We start from the raw sequence: 19,675 nt of genomic DNA, 5'->3' as shown, positions 1-19,675 counted from the left end.
GCGCCCATGACCTCCCCCACGAGTTCGCGCGCCGTCGACCGCCATGCGCAATGGTCCGCGCAACGGCCGCTGATCGCGATCCTGCGCGGCATCGTGCCGGACGAAACGCCGGCGCATGTGGACGCGTTGATCGCGGCCGGCATCGGCCTGATCGAGATTCCGACCAACTCGCCCGATTGGCTGCGCAGCGTGCGCGCCGCGCTCGCCACCGCCGGCGAGCGCGCGATGATCGGCGCGGGCACGGTGTTGAACGAGGCCGACGCCGACGCCTTGGCCGATACCGGCGCCGGCCTGATGGTCACGCCCAACACCCATCCCGCGGTGATCCGCCGCGCGGTCGCGCGCGGGCTGTTCTGCGCGATCGGCTTCTCCACGCCCAGCGAGGCCTTCGCCGCGCTCGACGCCGGCGCGCACGCGCTGAAGCTGTTTCCCGCGTCCAGTTACGGCCCTGGCTACGTGCGCGCGCTCAAGGCGGTGCTGCCGCCGTCGGTGCCGGTGCTCGCCGTCGGCGGCATCCATCCCGACAACTTGTCCGATTACCTGCAAGCCGGTTGCGCCGGCGCCGGCCTGGGCAGCGATCTGTATCGCCCGGGGCAGACGCCCGCGGCGACCCGCGCCCGCGCCGAACGTTTCGTCGCCGCCCACCAGAGCCATCAGCCTTGAAAATCACCCGACTCAGCACTTACCGCGTGGCGCCGCGCTGGATGTTCCTCAAGATCGAGACCGACGAAGGTCTGGTCGGCTGGGGCGAACCGGTGGTGGAAGGCCGCGCGCGCACGGTCGAAGCGGCGGTCGCCGAACTCGGCGAGGCGCTGATCGGACAAGACCCGGCGCGCATCAACGATCATTGGCAGACGCTCTACCGCGGCGGCTTCTACCGCGGCGGCGCGGTGTTCATGAGCGCCATCGCCGGCATCGATCAGGCCTTGTGGGATCTCAAGGGCAAGGCGCTGGGCGTGCCGGTGTATCAGCTGCTCGGCGGCTTGGTGCGCGATCGCATGAAGACGTATTGCTGGGTCGGCGGCGACCGCCCGGCCGATATCGTCGCGCAGATCCGGCAACGGCTGGAGCTGGGTTTCGACACGTTCAAGCTCAACGCCTGCGAAGAATTGGGCATGCTCGACGGCAGCCGCGCCATCGATGCGGCGGTGGCGAGGGTCGCCGAGATCCGCTCCGCGTTCGGCGACAGCATCGAGTTCGGCCTGGACTTCCACGGCCGCGTCGCCTGGCCGATGGCCAAGCAGCTGATCCGCGAACTGGAACCGTACCGGCCGTTGTTCGTCGAAGAGCCGGTGCTGGCCGAACAGGCCGAGTACTACCCGCGCCTGGCCGCGCAAACCGCGATTCCGCTGGCGGCGGGCGAGCGCATGTACTCGCGCTTCGAGTTCAAGCATGTGCTGCACGCCGGCGGATTGGCGATCGTGCAGCCGGACCTGTCGCACGCCGGCGGCATCACCGAATGCATGAAGATCGCCTCGATGGCCGAGGCCTACGACGTCGCCCTCGCGCCGCATTGCCCGCTCGGGCCGATCGCGCTGGCCGCGTGCCTGCACGTGGACTTCGTCAGCTGGAACGCGGTGCTGCAGGAACAGAGCATCGGCATCCATTACAACGCCGACGGCGAATTGCTCGACTACGTGCTCAACAAGGACGCGTTCGAACTCGAACGCGGTTCGCTCAAGCCGTTCACGCGGCCGGGGCTGGGCGTGGAGATCGACGAGGCGCTAGTGATCGAGCGCAGCCGCGAGGCTGCCGATTGGCGCAATCCGCTGTGGCGCCATCGCGACGGCAGCGTCGCCGAATGGTGATCGGGGCGGCCCTGGCGGACGCGCCCGCGCGCATCACGGAACTGGCCGTGGACAGCCGCTGCCGGCTCGGCGAAGGCGTACTGTGGTGCGAGCGCGAGCAGGCGCTGTGGTGGACCGACATCCATTCGGCGCGGCTGTGGCGGCACCGTCCCGGACGCGGCGACACGCGCCACTGGCGCTTACCGGATCGGCTGGGTTCGTTCGCGTTGTGCGAATCGGGTGTCTTGCTGCTCGGCTTCGCCAAGAGCTTGCACTACGCCGATCCGCGCGAAGCCGAGCATCTGGATGCATTGCCGACCGTGCCGATCGCTGCGGTCGAACCCGACCGCCCGAGCCTGCGCATCAACGATGGCCGCGCCGACCGCAGCGGCAACTTCGTATTCGGCACGCTCAACGAAGATCCGGCGCGTGCGCCGATCGGCAGTTTCTACCAGTACTCGCGCCGCTACGGCCTGCGGCGTCTGGATCTGGGCGGCGTGGCGATTCCCAACAGCCTGTGCTTCGATCCCGACGGGCGCGGGATCTATTACTGCGACACCCTGCAAGGGCGGATCATGCACGCGGCGTACGACGCCGAACGCGCCGAGGTCGGCGCGCCGCGCGTGTTCGCCGACGTGCCGGCGCCGGCCAGCCCGGACGGCGCCGCCATCGACCGCGACGGCCGCCTGTGGAGCGCGCAGTGGGGCGCCGGCCGCGTGGTCGGCTATGCGCGCGACGGCCGCGTCGAGCGGGTCGTCGCGGTGCCGACCGATCATGTGAGCTGCGTGAGCTTCGCCGGGCCCGGACTGGACTGCCTCTACATCACCACCGCGCGCGACGAACTCGCGCCGGACCGGTTGCGCGAGCAGCCCGCGGCCGGCGGCGTGTTCCGCGCGCGCCTCGAAGGCCTCCGCGGATTGCCGGAAGCGAGGTTCGACGACCGATGATCGCCATCGACTGGGGCAGCAGCAGCCTGCGCGCGTTCCGCCTCGATGCGCGCGGCGAAGTGATCGACGCGCGCCGCTCCGGCGAGGGCGCGCTGGGCGCGGCCGGACGTTTCGCCGCGATCCTCGCGCCGATGCTCGACGGTTGGGACGAGCCGTTGGTGGCGATGGCCGGCATGGTCGGCAGCCGCCAGGGCTGGCGCGAAGTGGCGTATGTCGAATGTCCGGCAGGCTTGGACGAGATCGCCGCGGGAATGGTCGGATTGTCCGCGCCGGAACTCGTGGGCCGCGAGCTGTGGATCGTGCCGGGCCTGAGCGTGCGCGGCGACGACGGCGTGCACGATGTGATGCGCGGCGAAGAAACTCAGATCTGCGGATTGCTCGACCGGCTCGGCCCGGGCCGGCATCTGGCCTGTCTGGCCGGCACCCATTGCAAGCACGTGTGGATCGAAGACGGCCGCATCCGGCGCTTCGCCACCAGCATGACCGGCGAACTGTTCCATGTGCTCAGCGAACACAGCCTGCTCGGCCGGCTGATGGAAGCGGGCCCGCACGACGACGATGCGTTCGCGCAGGGACTGGATTACGCGGTCGGCGAAGGCGACCTGACCCGGCAGCTGTTCGCGGTGCGCACGCACGGTCTGTTCGGGGTGCTGGCGCCGCAGGCGCTGCGCTCGTTCCTGTCGGGCCTGCTGATCGGGCACGAACTGCGGCAGTTGCCGGAACGGGCCTTGGTGCATCTGGTCGCCGCGCCGGCGCTGATGCAGCCCTATCGGGTCGCGCTGGAACGGCGCGGCGGCCGGGTGAGGGAACACGACGAAACCGTCGGCGCGCGCGGGCTGTACGCCCTGGCGCGCGCCCGCGGCCTGTTGCGGAACTGACCGCGCGCCGCGCTCGCGGCGCGCGCGGACGGATAGCGAACGCCGGCGGCTCGCGGCGCCGGAACCGAATCGAAGAGGGCGAGAGATGCTGTCTGCACTGGATATCGCGATCGTGCTGTTCTATCTGGCCGGCATCTTCTTGCTGGCGCAATGGGTGTCGCGCGAGAAGAAGGGCCATAGCAAGAACGCGCAGGACTACTTCCTGGCCGGCAAGGCGCTGCCGTGGTGGGCCATCGGCGCCTCGCTGATCGCGGCGAACATCTCGGCCGAGCAGATCATCGGCATGTCCGGTTCGGGCTACGCGCTGGGGCTCGCCATCGCCTCCTACGAATGGATGGCGGCGCTGACCCTGTTGATCGTCGGCAAGTATTTCCTGCCGGTGTTCCTGCGCAACGACATCTACACCATGCCGCAGTTTCTCGAGCAGCGGTACGGCCGGGTCATCCGTCTGGTGATGGCGGTGTTCTGGCTGATCCTGTACGTGTTCGTCAACCTGACCTCGATCCTGTGGCTGGGTTCGATCGCGGTCTCCCAGCTGACCGGCATGGATCAGTCCTACGCATTGCTGCTGCTCGGTGCGTTCGCGCTGGCCTACCAGATTTACGGCGGGCTCAAGGCGGTGGCGCTGACCGACATCGTGCAGGTGTCGCTGCTGGTGATCGGCGGCTTGATGATCTCGGCGCTGACCTTGAGCCGGATCGGCGAAGGCAGCGTGATCGCCGGGTTCCAGCATCTGCTGCAGACCCAGCCCGAACGCTTCCACATGATCCTGAGTCCCGACAATCCGCACTACAAGGATCTGCCGGGCCTGGGCGTGCTGCTCGGCGGCCTGTGGATCATGAATTTCAGCTACTGGGGCTTCAACCAGTACATCATCCAGCGCGGACTGGCGGCCAAGAGCGTGGCCGAGGCGCAGAAGGGCGTGTTGTTCGCCGCGTTCTTGAAGCTGCTGGTGCCGGCGATCGTGGTGATTCCCGGCATCGCCGCGGTGGTGTTGGCGCCCGGATTGGCCAAGCCCGATCAGGCCTATCCGACCATGATGGGCCTGTTGCCCACCGGCGTGCTCGGCCTGGTGTTCGCCGCGTTGATCGCCGCGATCATGTCCTCGCTGGCCTCCAAGATCAATTCGGTCGCGACGATCTTCACCTTGGATTTCTACGCCAAGCTGCGGCCCGACGTCGATCAGGCGCGGCTGGTGCGGGTGGGGCGCCTCGCCTCGCTGATCGCCGTGGCCATCGCCGTGCTCGCGGCCAAGCCGCTGCTCGGCAGCTTCGATCAGGGCTTCCAGTACATCCAGAACCTCACCGGCTACTTCACCCCCGGCATCACCGTGATCTTCCTGCTCGGGCTGTTCTGGAAGCGCGCCAATCAGGCCGGCGCGGTCACCGCGGCGATCGGTTCGGTGCTGCTGTCGGTCGCGATGTCGAAGTACTGGCCCGAGTATCCCTTCATGAATCGCGTCGGCGTGGTCTTCGTGCTGTCGCTGGTCCTGGCCGTGGCGGTCTCGCTGGCGACCAAGAGCGGCGGCGGCAGCGACCTGATCCGCACCGACGACATCAGTTACCGCACTCCGCTGAGCTTCAATCTCGGCGCGGCGCTGGTGACGCTGGCGGTCGCGGTCTTGTACGCGGTGTTCTGGTGACGGCGCCGCGCCCCACTCCGGAGAGTCCGAATGAATCTTCCCTGCCGAAACTTCCTCGCCGGCGCCGTCCTGGTGTCGTTGCTGGCCGCGGCATCGCCGGCCGCACGGGCCGCGGCGCCGGCGCAACTCGCGCCCACGCCGCAGATGGGTTTCAACAACTGGAATTCGACCCATTGCCGCGCCGAATTCGACGAAGCGATGATCCGCGGCGTCGCCGACAAGATCGTCGCGCTCGGGCTCAAGGACGCCGGTTACCGCTACGTCAACATCGACGATTGCTGGGCTTACTGGCAGCGCGATAAAGACGGCCGGTTGCGCGCCAATCCCGAGCGCTTCCCCAGCGGGATCAAGGCGCTGGCCGATTACATCCACGGCAAGGGATTGAAGTTCGGCCTCTACACCAGCGCCGGCTCGTTCACCTGCGAGCCCAAGCAGGTCAACCGCGGTTTCCCCGGCGGGCTCGGGCACGAGCGCGAGGACGCGGCGCTGTTCGCGTCGTGGGGCGTGGACTATCTCAAGTACGACAACTGCAACAACGAGAAGCTCGATGCCAAGCAGCGGTACGCCGCGATGGGCGAAGCGCTGCGCGCGACCGGCCGGCCGATCTTCTACAGCGTGTGCGAGTGGGGCGAGAACCAGCCCTGGCTGTGGGCCGGCGAGTCGCCGGTGGGTGGAAACTCCTGGCGCACCACCGGCGACATCCGCGACGAATACGCTTCGATGCTGAAGATCTTCAAGCAGAACGTGGTCCTGGACCGCTACGCCAAGCCCGGGCACTGGAACGATCCGGACATGCTCGAAGTCGGCAACGGCGGCATGACCGACGTCGAATACCGCAGCCATTTCAGCCTGTGGTCGATCATGGCCGCGCCGCTGCTGATCGGCACCGACCTGCGCAGCATTAAGCCCGAGGCGCTGAAGATCCTGACCAATCAGGACGTGATCGCGGTCGATCAGGATCCGCTCGGCGTGCAGGGCAAGCGCGTGCGCGAGCGCGACGGCGTGCACGTGATCGTCAAGCCGCTGGCCAACGGCGACCGCGCGGTCGCGGTGTTCAACGAGGGCGACGGCGAACGCGTGACGTCGGTGAGCGCCGCCGAGATCGGTCTGGATGCGGGCAAGTACGTGGTCCGCGATTTGTGGCAAGGCAGCCAGGCCGAAGGCGACGGTTCGCTGCGGCTCACGCTGGCGCCGCACGCGACCGCGATGTTCCGGATCGGCGCGCGATGAACCGCGGCGCGCGACGATGATCCTCGCCAACGGCGCGCTGCGCGCGCAGGTCGAGCCGGACTGGGGCGGCGCCCTGGTCCGCTTCGAGCGCACGGCCGGCGGCGTCGCCCAACCCTTGTTCCGGCCATGGCGGCCCGAGCCCGACGATTCCTCGATGCCGCCCGATCCCAACCGGCTGGCGTGTTATCCGCTGCTGCCGTGGTCGAACCGGATTTCGCGCGGCGGCTTCGTCTGCGAGGGCCGCCGCATCGAATTGCAGCGCAACCGCAGCGACGAGCCCTGGCCGATCCACGGCAGCGGTTGGCAGCGGCCGTGGCGGGTCGAGGACAGCGGCGAGGACTACGCGCTGCTGTCGCTGGAGGAATTCGCCCGCGACGGCTATTGCTATCGCGCCAGCCTGCAATACCTGCTCGGCGCCGACGCGCTCGACGTGCGCCTGAGCGCGACCAACACCGGCCCGTGGACGCTGCCGTTCGGGCTGGGCCTGCATCCGTTCTTCCCGCGCGACGCGGACACGCGGCTGTACGCGCCGGCGCGCGAGGTCTGGCTCAACGACGGGCGCACGCCGCTACCGCGGCAGTTGGCGCCGGTTCCCGAACGCTGGCGCTTCGGCGGCGCGCGGCCGCTGCCGGGCGACTGCGTCGATCACGGCTTCGCCGGCTGGAGCGGCGAGGCCTGGATTTGCTGGCCGCGGCGCGGGCTGCGGCTGGAACTGCGCGCCGATGTCGAGCGCTTCGTGCTGTACACGCCGACGGATGCGGACTACTTCTGCTTCGAGCCGGTGGATCACGCCATCGACGCGGTCAACCTGCCGGGCGGCGCGGGCGTGCACGGCATGACCTTGCTGGCGTCGGGGCAATCGCTGCACCGGCAGTTCCGTTTCAGCGTGCGCGACGACGCCGGTTGAGGCCGCGCCGCCGCGTCGCGGCCGCGCGCTTCGCTCGCCGCAGGCTCACTTCGCCTCGAACACGAAACCGCTGGCCTGGAAGTCGCCGCGCATCGGCACCGCCAGCCCGTGTTCCATCCAGTACGCGCCGCTGGCCTCGGCCGGCATCGCTTCGGGCAGCGCGCCGCCGCCCAGCCGCGCGATGCGATAGCGCTGGCGCGGATCCAGCCCGCGCAGGCGGATCGCCGGTTCCTGCATGCCCTTGCTCTGGCTGTGCAGGAACGCGAACAGCACCGCTTGGCGCCGGTCGGGCGACACCGACAAGGTGGCCGAGCGGGGGCTGCCGTTCGCCGGCGAGATCAGCCGGTACAGATCGCCTTGCTGCACGGTCGCGCGCACCTGCTTGTAAGCCGCGACCATGCGCGCGGCGGTGGCGAAATCCGCATCGCGCCAATGGTTGAGGTTGGCGCCGATGCCGAGCGCGCCCTGCATCGACGACAAGAACCGATAGTCCAGCGAGGTTTCGCGGCGATTGACCCAGTTCGGCGAATCGGTCACCCAGGCCATCATCGCCGCCGGCGCGTAGGCGTGGCTGAAACCGTCCTGCATGCTCAGCCGGTCGAACGGATCGGTGTTGTCCGACGGCCAGACCTGATCGGTCAACGCCATGATGCCCAGATCGATGCGGCCGCCGCCGCCCGAGCAGGATTCGATCTCCAGCTTGGGATGCTTGCGCCGCAGCTCGCCCAGGATCCAATACAGATTGCGCACGTACTCGACGTAGACCTTGGGCTGGTCCTCCGGCGCCAGCTGCGGCCAGCCGGGTTCGGACCAGTTGCGGTTGTAGTCCCACTTCAGGAACTGGATGTCGTTGTCGGTGACCAAGGCGTCTAGCACTTGCAACACGTGATCGCGCACGTCGCGGCGGGCGAGGTTGAGCACCAGTTGGTTGCGCGCCGGCGTGCGCGGACGCTCGGGGAAATTCAGCACCCAATCCGGATGCGCGCGGTAGAGATCGCTGTCGGGATTGACCATCTCCGGTTCCACCCACAACCCGAATTCCATGCCCAGGCCGTGGACTTTGTCGATCAGCGGCTTGAGGCCGTTGGGGAACTTGGCGCGGTTGACGCTCCAGTCGCCGAGCCCGGCCTTGTCGCTGTTGCGCGCGCCGAACCAACCGTCGTCGACCACGAAGCGCTCCACGCCGATGCGCGCGGCCTTTTCGGCCAAGGCCATTTGTCCGGCTTCGTCGACCGCGAACTCGGTGGCTTCCCAACTGTTGTAGAGCACCGGCCGCAGGCGCGGCTTGCCGCCGCCGGGCAGGATGCGTTCGCGCTCGAAGCGGTGCAGCAGGCGCGAGGCGCCGCCCATGCCGCCGTCCGAGTAGCCGGCGTAGAACACCGGCGTGTCCAGGCGTTCGCCGGGCGCCAGGCGGTAGGCGAAATCGTAGGGGTTGTAGCCGCCGACCACGCGCACCGCGCCGAGCGGGTCCTTGTCGATGCTGATGCGCCACGAGCCCGACCACGCCAACGCGCCGAACCAGACCGGGCCGCTGTCTTCGCCGCTCGATCCGCCGCGGTCGATCGCGAACCACGGCGTGTTCTGCTGCCCGGTCGAACCGCGCCGGCTTTCCAGCACGCTCGCGCCTTCGCTGACCGGGCGTTGTTGCAGGCTCCATTCGCCGGCCCAGCGGCCGCTGAGGTGGTGCAGGCGATAATCGTCCTGCGGCGCCAGCGTGTAGGCGGCGGACGCAGCCTGATCGATGCGCAGCGGCGTGCGGCCGAGGTTTTCGATCCGCGCCGAGCGGCCGATCACGCCGGTGCCGGGGTCGATGGTGTAGCGCAGGCTCACCTCCAGCGGCAAGGCGATATCGCGCAGGCGCACCGTCACCGCGTCGCGTTCGAGCGTGTGCGACACATAGCGCAGCACGGTGTCGCGGTTGCCGTCGGCGTAGGCGACCTTGAGCGCGACCTCGGTGAAGACGCCGCCGCCCTGCGCGGGAAATTCCTGCGGGGTGATCGACGCCGACAGATCGAAGCTCGAATGCGAAGGCAAGCTCTTGGCCGGCCCGAGCGGATCGCCGTCGGCCAGACGCCCGCCCCAATGCAGCGACTGCAGCTGCCCGGCTTCGTTGATGCCGAAGGCGTAGGTGACGCGTTCGCCGTCGAGGCGGAACACCCGCGTGGCGGCATCGAAACGCGCCGCGGCGCGCGCGTCGGCGACGAACAAGGCGTGGGCGGCCAGGGCGACCCAGGCCCAGGCGGGAAGCGACGGACGGCGCATGACGGTCTACCTCTGTGGAGACTTTCCCCTCTTTGTAGTATTTATCATATGAATGATCCGGCGTCGATTCTCGCGGGATTTTTCGCCGCGTGCGGACCCTCGGAGACGAGGTCGGAAGCGGCGATGAAAGCGGCGTCGGATACGGCTCGATGCGGCCCGATACGGCCTGCGCGGCGGCCTCGCAACGTGATGGGGCGCCTCGCGGCCGCATGCTATGGTGACGCCAATGCCGCTGCCGCGCGCTAGCCGCGTCCGCTGCGCGGCGCCAGGTTCCCCCACCCGAGTCGCACGCAATGCCTCCAATCGAGCCCGCAGGACGGTCGCTGCTGACCGGCCGCATGACGTTGACGGAACAACTGTTGAATGCGCTGGGCCGCGAGATCGTCCTCGGACGTTACGAGGCCGGCGGGTTTCCGACCGAAGCGGAAATCTCCGAGGCGTATTCGACCAGCCGCAGCGTCACCCGCGAAGCGATCAAAATGCTCACCTCCAAGGGCATGCTGTCGGCGCGGCCGCGCAGCGGCATCGTGGTCCAGCCCGAGCGCGCGTGGAGCCTGCTCGACGCCGACGTGCTGCGCTGGATGCTGGAGCGCAAGTTCTCGTACAAGCTGCTGCGCTCGTTCACCGAGATGCGCCTGGGCATCGAGCCCACCGCCGCGGCGCTGGCCGCGCGCAACGCCGATGCGCGCGCGATCGAGGACATCGAGCGCGGACTGGAGCGCATGCACGCGGCCGAGCGCGGTCAGGACGATCACCTGACCTCCGACGTGGCCTTCCACGTCGCGATCCTCGACGCCACCGGCAATCCCTTCTACATGCAGCTGCACGATCTGGTGAACACTGCGCTGCGCATCTCGATCCAGCTGACCAACCGGATCAAGGGCCGCACCGCGAGCATTCCCGCGCACCGCAAGGTGCTCGACGCGATCAAGGCCGGCGACGCCGCGGCGGCGCACGCGGCGATGTCGCGGATCATCGCCGACGTGCTGGAACTCATCGCGGAAGCCGAATCGCAAGAGGCCGGCCGCAGCACGGGCAAGGCGCGCAAGGGCGCCGCCGGGAAGATGGCCCGGACCAAGGCTTGATCGCCGCGCGGGGCCGGCCGCGCGCGACGCGCCGGTTCGATGCGACCACCGCGCGCTGGCGCCGCGCGCGCTTCGACGACGGCGACCGCCGCGACGCTACGTTCCCTTCACCTCGCCGTGGCGCCGGGCTTACCGCTGCGCCGATAAGCTGCCGCGCATCGTGTTTACGGAGACGCGCGCATGCATATCGTGCTGGGCGGAACCGGCCACGTCGGTTCGGCGTTGGCTGAGGAACTGATCGCACGCGGCGAAGCGGTCACGGTGGTGACCCACGATCCGGCCAAACGCGGCGACTGGGAAGCGCGCGGCGCGCGGGTCGCGTTGGCCGATGTGCGCGACCCCAGCGGTTTGCGCGAAGTGTTCCGCCGCGGCCGGCGCCTGTTCCTGCTCAATCCGCCCGCCGCGGTCGCCGCCGATACCGACATGGTCGAACGCGAGAGCGTGCGTTCGATCGTCGCGGCGCTGCAGGATTCGGGACCGGAGAAGATCGTCGCCGAATCGACCTACGGCGCGCAGCCGATCGAGCGCGCCGGCGATCTGGGCGTGCTGTACGAAATGGAGCGCGCGTTGGAAGCGCAACCGATCCCCTTCAGCACGATCCGCGCCGCCTACTACATGAGCAACTGGGACGCCGCGCTGGCGACCGCGCGCGCCGACGGCATCGTGCGCAGCTTCTTGCCGGCGTCGTTCCGCTTGCCGATGGTGGCGCCTTGCGATCTCGGCCGCGTCGCCGCCGAACTGATGACCGCGCCGGCCGCCGAGCGCGAGGTGCGTTATGCCGAAGGCCCGCGCCGTTACGCGCCCGAGGATGTCGCGGTCTGCTTCGCCAGCGCGCTGGGCCGCGAGGTGCGGGTGGAGGAAGTGCCGCGCGACCGCTGGGTCGAGGGCTTCCGCGAACTCGGCTTCTCGGCCCCGGCGGCGTCGTCGTACGCCGCGATGACCGCGGCGACGGTGGACGGCCTGGAGCTGGCCGAGCACCCGTGGCGCGGCGAAACCACCCTGCGCGAATACATCGACGCCCTGGCCGGCGCGGCCTGAACCGCGCCGGCGGCGATGTTTCATTTTTGAAATGTCCGGCCGCGCCCGGCAGCGGCGTTTGATCCGGGGTGATCGGCGCGCATCGCGCAATCGATCCAGACCATACGGAAACGGACGCGGCGCCCAAGGCGCCGCGATGGCGACGCTTTGCGCCAAGACAGGGAGAGGTACATGCCGCTGGGACGCTTGCTCAACTTGAATCAGATCGTCGCCGGCGTCCGCCCGGCACCGGCCGCGCCCGCGGCCGAACCCGCTCCGGCGCCGGCCGCGGCCGCGATCGCCGCGGCGGGCCTGCGCATCCGCATCCCGGGCGCGGCCGTCGCCGTGCCGCCGGCCGTGCATGCCGCGACGCCCGTCGCGCCCGCGGCCGCCGCGGTCGTCGCACCGCCGCCGGCGGTCGCGCCGGCCTTCATTCCGGGCGCCGCGCTGCGGGTCAATCCGGCGGTGCTGCGCGCGCAGCCCGCGCTGATCGCGCAATTGGAAGGCCGCACGCTGCGCCCGCGCCTGGACGCGCTGCGGCCCGGCCTGCTGCCCAACACCGGCGGCGGCTTCACCCGCGCCGAGTCGGCCTATCCGATCAGCCCCAACGCCGCGCCCGACGACCGCTGCATTTTCGAGGACGCCAAGAATCCGCAGCAGCGCTACTGGCTGCCGCGCTTCCGCCTGCGCAACGGCAACGGCCGCTACGAAATCAGCGTCGCCGAGAACCAGGGCCAGGACGGCCTGTACGCGGTGAGTCTGGCGCTGGAAACCTATCCTGCGCCGGAAATCGCCGAGGCCGCGCGCACGATGGTGATGATGGGGATCAACCGCGCCGCGGTGATCGCCTATCGCGCGCCGGGCACGTCGATCGAACAACGCCTGCCGGCCGGCGAGATCCTCGACGATCCGCGCGGCGGCTGCGTGGTGATGCTGCATCTGAATCTGGCCGAGCGCGACAACCTGCTGCGCGCTTTCATGTCCGCCGACACCCAATGCCGCTTGATCGTTTCGCGCGGCTACACCGTGGCGGTGCCGCGCGCGGCCGCGGCGGCGCCGGACGCGCCCAAGCGCCAGCTGATGATGGTCAAGGGCCAGATGCAGCTGATGCGCGCGCCGGCGGCGGAGATGATGCTCAAGGCGAACGTCGCCGCCGCGGCCGCGCCGGCGCCGGACGCCGGCGCGCGCATCGCGCCGCCGCGCGGCATGGCCGCGGCGATGTTGCGTCCCGGTGGCGGCGGCGCCTCGATCATCGAAGGCGACGAGGTGTGGCGGCGCAAGCCGTTCGACCCGCGTCCGCGGCCGTTCCCGTTCCCGCGGCCGCAACCCGAACCGCAGCCGGAGCCCGAGCCGCCCGCGCCCGAGCAACGCTTCGACGTATCCAATCAATCGCAGGACTGCAGCATCGCCTTGTTGTTCGAGCCGGCGCTGCACCCGTATCTGTACCCGGCCGGCAGCGCCACCGGCCCGCGCGCGCCGCGCTGGACCGTGCACTCGCTGCGCTTTCCCGCCGACACCGGCCGCGCTCACGCCTACTTCCAGGATTTGAACGACCCGGCGCGGATCTATTACCTGCCCGATTCGTTCAAGCTCGCGCGCCGCAGCGATGCGCCGCACGCGCCGGCGCTGGTGTTCCAGGTCGATCAAGGCAGCAACGCCGAACAAGTGATGGTCGATCTGACCTGCGAAGTGCGCCCGGTCACCGACGGCGAGCGCTTGCTCGCCGCGCGCACCGCGCTCGCCGACAAAGTGCCGGTCACCGCGGCGAATCCGACCCGCGAGTTCGAGCTGCGTCTGCTGCGCGCCACCTCGACCCTGCAGATGGCGTTGCTGCGCAACGGCGCGGTGCGTTCGGAAACCGTGCCGGCGACCATCGACTGGGACAACGGCTTCACCGTCAACGAGCGCTTCGAGTTCAAGGACTTCCAGGACGTGTTCGGCGTGCTGATGGCCGCCGGCGGCGCGTCCAACCTGCTGCAAGGCAGCGTGGTGGTCGCCAGCGGCGTCAACGAGAACGTCACCGTGCCGGTCAAGCTCAACTTCGCCGACATGGAAGGCGAACTGTTCCGCTCGATCGAAACGCCCGACCCGAACACCGGCGCGGTGACGGTGAAACTGCTCAACGCGATCGAGAGCGCGCTGCGCATCACCCGCTTGCCGGTGTGGATCACCCGCGGCGAGGGCTTGGTCGAAGGCCGCATCGAAGGCCTGGACCTGAGCCAGCCGGTGACCATCGGCCCCGACCAGAGCGTGGACTTCGTCGTGCAGCCGGCGACGCTGCCGACCGGCCCGCTGCCGGCGGACGCGATCTTCAACACCGCCTCGGTGCGCGCGGTGCCCGACGGCGAGGCTATCCTCAAGTACACCCTGGACGACAGCATCGACCAGGAAACCGTGCGCACGGTGACGGTGATGACCGCGCCGGAAGTGCTGACCAACGCCGGCGACGAGCGCGGCGAGATCCTCAGCATCATCATCGAGTTCCGCGGCAACCGCCGGGCGGTGTTGAACGCGGGCGCCACCAGCGTCGACATCGACGTGCCGGTGCCGCTGATGGACATCCTACTGCGCAAAGACAGCGAAGGCCGTTACGAATACCGCAAGACCGTGGTGTTCAAGTCCGGGCAGAAGACGCCCACCTCTGCATGGCAGGCCGACGACACCGGCGTGCTGTTCGCGACGGCGCTCTGACATGTCCTTCGCCGCCCGCCCCGACTGGCGTTCGCCGCTGCCGATCGCGCAGCGCCGCGCTTACGCCGCGTTCGATCAACCCGGCCGTTTCCTGCTGCCGCCGCAAGCGTTGGCGGCGTACAGCGTCGACGGCGAATCGCCGCTGCGTCTGGACATCGTGCAGCAAGACCGCGGCAACGCGCTGGCGCGCTACTCGATCCTGTCGTTGGCTTTCGCCGCCGATTTCGGCCTGAGCGAAGCGCGCCAGGCCGCGTTCGATCTCGGCCAGCGCGTGCAACTGGCGCCGTTGGCGGTGGAAGGCGGCTGGCTGCGGCTCAACGCGGTGCAGGCGCTGGATCTGCCGCCGGCCTTGGGCGAGCTGTTGTCGCTCGACGCCGCCAGCCTGGGCGCGATGAATCTGGCCGTGCGCCTGGACAGCGCCGGCACCGATCTGTTCGTCGCCGCGCTGCAGCGCGGCTTGCTCGCGGTCGGCGCCAGCGCCTGGCTGCGCGTGCGCGGCGTGGCCGAGCGCGTGCCGCTGACCCTGACCTTCGATCCGGCCGCCTTGCTCGCCGCGGTGCGCGCGCTGGCCGGCGGCGGCAACGAGATCGACGCGGCGCTGCTGCGCCAGCGCTTGCTCGACGCGCCGCACCTGCTCGGCCTCGGTTTGCCCGAGCGTTCGGCCGACATCGCGAAGGAAACCCTGGCCGACGCCGTGCTCGACCGCATCGCCGCGCGCTTCGCCACGCCCAAGCCGTCGCCGGCCGACGCGCCGGTCGGCGCGACGCTGGCGTTCGACGCGGCGGCGATGAGCTCCGGCCGGGTGCAATGGAATCTGGCCGACGCCTTGCTCGCGCCGCGCCTGTTGATCCTCGAAGCCGATCCGCTCGGCCCGCTGCGCACGTTGCCGGCCGGCGAGTTGCACGACCGCGTGGTGCGCCGCTTCGACGCGCGCGCGCTGGCCAGCGGCTGGCGCAGCCTGAGCGTGCGCGCCAACCTGCCGTCGCGGCGGGTCGGCGTGGTGTCGGCGCAAGTGGACGTGCAGGTGCCGGCCAAGCCGCCGGCGCGCATGTTCACGGTGAAAGCGACCGCGCCGCTGACCGCGACCGACCGGCCCACCACGCTCGATCTGCGTTTGTCGCCGACCGAGACGCTGGCGTATCAATGGCAGACCAGCGCGGTATTGCTCAGCGACGGCCGCGCGGAAACCCTCAAGGGCCCGCTGCGCAGCGGCGAGCGCGAGCATCTGCTGGTCGGCGTGGACGATTTCGGCTTGCGCTGGCTGCCGGTGGAGGCCGAGCCCGCGTTCCTGCAACAGGCCGACATCGACGCCGAATGTTTCGGCACGCGCAAGGGCAAGCCCTGGAGCGCGCGCGGAACGCTCGATGCCGCGCGCCCGGAGCTGGCCTTCGCCGTGCCGTTCGACGTCGACGATGCGGCGATCCGCGCCGTCGCCCGCGCCAAGAGCGACGGCGCGCAGCGCGCGATGGCGCCGCAGCCGGCCGACAGCCTGCGCCTGGACGCTTTCAGTTTCGACGGCAGCGGCTCGCGCGAGTTGGCGCTGGAGTGCGAGTTCGACGACGACGCCCGCCAGTGCGCGATCGAGATCGCGCCCGAGGACGGCATCGACGATCCGCAGCGGCGCAAGCGCCTGAGCTTCACCCGCGCGCGGCCGCGACAGGACTGGGGTTGGCTGGCGTTGTCGCCGTTCCGCGGCGGCTATCGCTGGCGCTGGAACGCGCAGGCGACGTGGTCGCCGGTGCTGCAGCCCGACGCGCCGCTGCGCCTGCGCAGCAGCGAAGCCGCGTTGGCGACGACGAATTGAGTCATAGCGAAATCAAGGATGGGGAGCGATCGCATGAATGCGAGCAAGGACGACACCGCCGGCGACGGCGGCTATGAAGAAGTGCAGGGCGTGCTGGTCGCGCGCGACGCGGGCGGCGCCTGGCGCTATCGGCCGTGCGCGCCGGGCGTGGCGCGCGGCGGCGACGGGCGCGCGCAGTTCAGCTTGATCGGCGCGGGGCCGGTGACGATGCTGGCGCTGACCGCGAGCTGGGGCGTGCCGTCCGCGGCGCTGGACGCAGTGCGCGCGGAACTGGCTGCGCGCGCGCAGGTGCCGCCGGCGCAGTTGAGCCTGTCGCCCGAGCCGGTCGAAGTCGGTTCGGTGCGCTTGATGCTCGGCGACGGCGCCGGCGGCTTCGAGGAACTAGCCAAGGCGCAGTCCTCCGGCGCGCCGCCGTACCACGCCGCGTTCAATCTGATGCTGACCGCCGAACAGGCGGCGAAGGTGCGCAAGGCGCTGGCCGGCGAACGCGGCTGGCTGGAGCTGCGCTACGAAGCCAGCGACGCGCTGGCGGCGCGGCGCGCCAGCAGCGCGCAGACCGAGGAATCGTTGAGCGTGGACGCGGCGCTGCGCGACGCGCAAGGCGAAGCCGGCATGAGCGCGAAACTGCGCTACAGCGAGCGGGTCGAGGCCGACAGCGGCCGGCCCGAACCGAGCATCCGTTCGTATTCGGCCGACGCCGCGGATTGGGGGCTGCCGAAGCAGTGAAACGATCCGCCGCGCGGCGCGGCGGACGAGGCGATTGGATCCCGGCGCGACTGCGCATCGGCTGAGCGAACGCCGACGCAGCCGCGCCCCGGTCCCAACGGCGCGAACGTGCGCCGGCGGCATTGGCCGCGACACAGACGAACGTCACCCGCGCGCCGACGACGCCGTCGCGACGCGACGGATCCGCTCGTGTTTGACGCAACGCGCGCGCCTCGAAAGCGCGCGCCGACGGGAGCTTTCGCGCCCGCGAAAAGGCGCGAAAAACAGCGGAAAAACCTGTGTTTTTCCGTGTCCGGTGAGAACTGTGATCGGCGTTGGAAGATTCGAGCCGGCAACGCATCCGGCCGCGGATCGCCATCGCGGTTCGCCCGCCTCGCGGCGGCGGCGGGCGAAAGCGAAAAGACATCGGCGCACTGCGCGACGCGCCGCGGCAGACAACGTTTCAGGACGAAAAACGTCTCAGGACCATAGAGGATAAGGAGCAAGTCCATGCTTAAGATCGACAACGTCGACACATTGTTCGACCACGTGGTGTACGGCGACGACGCCAACGATTTCACCTACTACATCATGCCCAACGCGCCGACCTTCGCGAAGATGGCCAGCGGCGGCCTGGCCATGCGCTTCGTCGAATACGGCCAGATCCGCGAGGACGGCGGCAAGAAGTTCGGCGGCTTCATCGCCTTCGACACCGAGCTGTCGGTGCCGGCCGACGTGCAGAAGAAGATCACCGACGAACTGCAGAAGAAGCTGGCCGACAAGTACAAGGGCAAGACCGTGCCCAAGGTCGCGATCGCGCCGGTGGTGTGGACCGACGGCACCGTCGAGCTGCTGCTCAGCGAGGGCGGCGCGCTGGTGGAGAAGATCCGCGGCGCCGGCAAGCCCTCGATCTACGGCAAGAACATCGCGTCGTTCATGGTCGAGCTGTCCGAGCTGGGCACGGCGATCTTCAAGGAGACCCTGAGCACCGGCTCGGCTTCGGCGGTGCAGGTCGTCTACAAGATGAACTGCTACATGCGCCTGCCGGAAATGAAGGCCTGGGGCACCTGGAACGCTTCGGAGTTCTACAGCTTCTTCCAGGACATCAACACCGAGGACAACTTCTGGAGCGAGGACAGCTACACCGAGGTCGTCAACTCCAGCCGCTACAAGAACGACGTCACCAAGACCCACTTCGAGTTCGTGCAGGCGCCCAACATCAGCGCCGAGGACAACGCCAAGCTCGAGTCCGACATCCGCGCGATCATCAACAAGCAGCTCGAGGCCGCGGTCCAGCGCAACATGCTCAAGGAGATCGCCGAAGTCGATCCCAACACCAAGGAGCTGCGCGAGGGTTCGGGCATCGAGGACATCCGCCGCACCATCAACAAATCGCAGATCGCCAACGTGCGGGTGGAGTGGAGCGAGGCCAAGGCGGTCATCGTCAACCGCAATCCGCAGGGCATGCTGCCGACCATCACCTCGCTCAAGGACGACAAGAACAAGCCGCTGAAGTGGGAGGACTACTACTCCAAGATCAACCTGGACGAGTTCCTCAAGACCGTGCAGGTGGTGATGCGGGTCAACGCCGACTTCGCCAACCTGCCGATCCACAGCGTCGAGGTGAAGATCCGCTATCCGTACGGGCCGAACAAGAAGGTCCAGGAGTTCGTGTTCACCAAACCCGACGACGTCGCCAAGTTCGAGGCCTTCGTGCACGAGGGCAAGCGCGACTTCACCTACCAGGTGACGGTGAACTACAAGGGCGCGACGTTCAAGCAGGTGTCGGAGGAGATCAAGACCGACGACACCAACCTCACCATCAACGTCGACGACCTCGGCGTGCTGGCGCTGGACATCGGCCCGGGCGATCTGGACTTCGCCCAGGTGCCGCGCACCCAGATCACCGTGCGCTACAAGTACGGCAAGCAGCCGGTCGAAGCCAAGTTCAACATGACCAAGGACACGCCGACCTTCCAGCTGCGCAAGATCATCGGCAAGCCGCGCACCGAGGACATCGACCTCGAGTTCCTCTACACCCTGGCCGACGGCCGCCAGATCAAGAAGACCGACAAGCAGCAGGCCAAGGAGCTGTACGTCGACGATCCGTTCTCCTCGACCAAGACCGTGAGCTTCCGCGCCGCCGGCAACCTGTCGGAGGAGATCGCCTCGATCACCGTCGATGCGAGCTACGCCGACACGGCCAACAAGTACAACCAGAAGACCATCGTCACCCTGTCCAGCGAGATGACGTCCTTCGACTGGACCTTCCCGGTGGTGGACGAGACCCTGGGCGAGGTGAAGTACTCGGTGACCACGCTGTTCGCCGACGGCACCAGCAAGGAAGAGGCCGAGAAGGTCGCCACGCGCTCGACGATCCTGGTCGGCAAGAAGCTCGATCAGCTGGAAGTGTCGGTGGTGCCGGACCTGTTGAACTGGGACGAGCTGAAGCTGGTCAGCGTCTCGCTGGCGCACGGCACCAAGCGCACCGACCTGCGCTTCAAGCCCGGCGACGAAGAGAAGAGCTGGAAGCTGCCGCTGACCGACGGCGAGGCGCCGGACTACAAGGCCACCGTCACTTATTTCCTCACCGACGGCAGCCGCAAGGTGGTCGGTCCGGAAACCAAGGACGACATGACCTTGTTCCTGGAACTGCCCGCCGCCTGAGCCGGGCGTTCGCGATGCGCGGCGGCGGGTCCGCCGCGCATCGGGCCTCCAGC

The 19,675-nt window shown here is 69.1% G+C and carries 14 protein-coding genes; 13 read left to right on the top strand and 1 reads right to left on the bottom strand.

Going from position 1 to position 19,675, the window contains the following annotated elements:
- Nucleotides 1-6: 6 nt before the first annotated feature.
- From J5226_RS00715 to J5226_RS00685, 7 genes are all read left to right on the top strand, one after another.
- Nucleotides 7-663 carry a 2-dehydro-3-deoxy-6-phosphogalactonate aldolase gene (locus J5226_RS00715; RefSeq protein ID WP_215837947.1) on the top strand — a complete coding sequence of 219 codons (657 nt, stop codon included), beginning with the start codon at nt 7-9 and terminating at the stop codon, nt 661-663.
- Nucleotides 660-1,808 carry a galactonate dehydratase gene (gene dgoD / locus J5226_RS00710; protein WP_215837946.1) on the top strand — a complete coding sequence of 383 codons (1,149 nt, stop codon included), beginning with the start codon at nt 660-662 and terminating at the stop codon, nt 1,806-1,808. Before J5226_RS00715 ends, dgoD begins: the two co-directional genes overlap by 4 nt.
- Entirely contained in the window at nt 1,802-2,734 is a 933-nt protein-coding gene (locus tag J5226_RS00705) for an SMP-30/gluconolactonase/LRE family protein (protein ID WP_215837945.1), read from the top strand. The genes dgoD and J5226_RS00705 overlap by 7 nt, the downstream gene beginning before the upstream one ends.
- On the top strand, nt 2,731-3,612 hold the full coding sequence (locus tag J5226_RS00700) for a 2-dehydro-3-deoxygalactonokinase (protein ID WP_215837944.1): 882 nt from the start codon (nt 2,731-2,733) through the stop codon (nt 3,610-3,612). The genes J5226_RS00705 and J5226_RS00700 overlap by 4 nt, the downstream gene beginning before the upstream one ends.
- A gap of 85 nt (nt 3,613-3,697) precedes the next feature.
- A complete protein-coding gene (locus J5226_RS00695; RefSeq protein ID WP_215837943.1) occupies nt 3,698-5,254 on the top strand; it encodes a sodium/sugar symporter in 1,557 nt (518 codons plus the stop codon).
- 30 nt (nt 5,255-5,284) lie between these two features.
- Nucleotides 5,285-6,484 carry a glycoside hydrolase family 27 protein gene (locus tag J5226_RS00690; protein ID WP_215837942.1) on the top strand — a complete coding sequence of 400 codons (1,200 nt, stop codon included), beginning with the start codon at nt 5,285-5,287 and terminating at the stop codon, nt 6,482-6,484.
- Between the two features lie 16 nt (nt 6,485-6,500).
- Nucleotides 6,501-7,391 carry an aldose 1-epimerase gene (locus tag J5226_RS00685; protein ID WP_215837941.1) on the top strand — a complete coding sequence of 297 codons (891 nt, stop codon included), beginning with the start codon at nt 6,501-6,503 and terminating at the stop codon, nt 7,389-7,391.
- A gap of 45 nt (nt 7,392-7,436) precedes the next feature.
- Here the strand turns inward: J5226_RS00685 and J5226_RS00680 are convergent, their stop codons facing one another.
- A complete protein-coding gene (locus J5226_RS00680) occupies nt 7,437-9,653 on the bottom strand; it encodes an alpha-galactosidase (protein ID WP_215837940.1) in 2,217 nt (738 codons plus the stop codon).
- A 293-nt stretch (nt 9,654-9,946) separates the two neighbouring features.
- On the opposite strand from J5226_RS00680, the gene J5226_RS00675 reads away from it, so the two are divergent.
- From J5226_RS00675 to J5226_RS00650, 6 genes are all read left to right on the top strand, one after another.
- Nucleotides 9,947-10,738, top strand: a complete 792-nt coding sequence (locus tag J5226_RS00675; RefSeq protein WP_215837939.1) for an FCD domain-containing protein — start codon at nt 9,947-9,949, stop codon at nt 10,736-10,738.
- 180 nt (nt 10,739-10,918) lie between these two features.
- Entirely contained in the window at nt 10,919-11,776 is an 858-nt protein-coding gene (locus J5226_RS00670; RefSeq protein WP_215837938.1) for an NmrA family NAD(P)-binding protein, read from the top strand.
- Between the two features lie 171 nt (nt 11,777-11,947).
- Nucleotides 11,948-14,446, top strand: a complete 2,499-nt coding sequence (locus J5226_RS00665; RefSeq protein WP_215837937.1) for a hypothetical protein — start codon at nt 11,948-11,950, stop codon at nt 14,444-14,446.
- 1 nt (nt 14,447) lies between these two features.
- A complete protein-coding gene (locus J5226_RS00660; RefSeq protein ID WP_215837936.1) occupies nt 14,448-16,250 on the top strand; it encodes a hypothetical protein in 1,803 nt (600 codons plus the stop codon).
- A 33-nt stretch (nt 16,251-16,283) separates the two neighbouring features.
- Nucleotides 16,284-16,976: a hypothetical protein gene (locus J5226_RS00655; RefSeq protein WP_215837935.1), complete on the top strand. Its 693-nt coding sequence runs from the start codon at nt 16,284-16,286 to the stop codon at nt 16,974-16,976.
- 489 nt (nt 16,977-17,465) lie between these two features.
- Nucleotides 17,466-19,622, top strand: coding sequence for a hypothetical protein (locus J5226_RS00650; protein ID WP_215837934.1), 2,157 nt, complete (start codon nt 17,466-17,468; stop codon nt 19,620-19,622).
- Nucleotides 19,623-19,675 lie beyond the last annotated feature (53 nt).

The sequence above is a fragment of the Lysobacter sp. K5869 genome (assembly GCF_018847975.1).
In the GTDB taxonomy this organism is placed as follows: domain Bacteria; phylum Pseudomonadota; class Gammaproteobacteria; order Xanthomonadales; family Xanthomonadaceae; genus Lysobacter.
Note: the sequence above shows the minus strand (reverse complement) of the source record. Positions and strands in the feature narration are given on the sequence as shown.

Bases quoted from the DNA above. Each gene is read 5' to 3' on its own strand.
- J5226_RS00715 (WP_215837947.1), top strand. From the start codon at position 7: ATGACCTCCCCCACGAGTTCGCGCGCCGTCGACCGCCATGCGCAATGG.
- J5226_RS00660 (WP_215837936.1), top strand. From the start codon at position 14,448: ATGTCCTTCGCCGCCCGCCCCGACTGGCGTTCGCCGCTGCCGATCGCG.
- J5226_RS00650 (WP_215837934.1), top strand. From the start codon at position 17,466: ATGCTTAAGATCGACAACGTCGACACATTGTTCGACCACGTGGTGTAC.
- J5226_RS00690 (WP_215837942.1), top strand. From the start codon at position 5,285: ATGAATCTTCCCTGCCGAAACTTCCTCGCCGGCGCCGTCCTGGTGTCG.
- J5226_RS00675 (WP_215837939.1), top strand. From the start codon at position 9,947: ATGCCTCCAATCGAGCCCGCAGGACGGTCGCTGCTGACCGGCCGCATG.
- J5226_RS00705 (WP_215837945.1), top strand. From the start codon at position 1,802: ATGGTGATCGGGGCGGCCCTGGCGGACGCGCCCGCGCGCATCACGGAA.
- J5226_RS00665 (WP_215837937.1), top strand. From the start codon at position 11,948: ATGCCGCTGGGACGCTTGCTCAACTTGAATCAGATCGTCGCCGGCGTC.
- J5226_RS00680 (WP_215837940.1), bottom strand. From the start codon at position 9,653: ATGCGCCGTCCGTCGCTTCCCGCCTGGGCCTGGGTCGCCCTGGCCGCC.
- J5226_RS00670 (WP_215837938.1), top strand. From the start codon at position 10,919: ATGCATATCGTGCTGGGCGGAACCGGCCACGTCGGTTCGGCGTTGGCT.
- J5226_RS00700 (WP_215837944.1), top strand. From the start codon at position 2,731: ATGATCGCCATCGACTGGGGCAGCAGCAGCCTGCGCGCGTTCCGCCTC.
- J5226_RS00655 (WP_215837935.1), top strand. From the start codon at position 16,284: ATGAATGCGAGCAAGGACGACACCGCCGGCGACGGCGGCTATGAAGAA.
- J5226_RS00685 (WP_215837941.1), top strand. From the start codon at position 6,501: ATGATCCTCGCCAACGGCGCGCTGCGCGCGCAGGTCGAGCCGGACTGG.
- J5226_RS00695 (WP_215837943.1), top strand. From the start codon at position 3,698: ATGCTGTCTGCACTGGATATCGCGATCGTGCTGTTCTATCTGGCCGGC.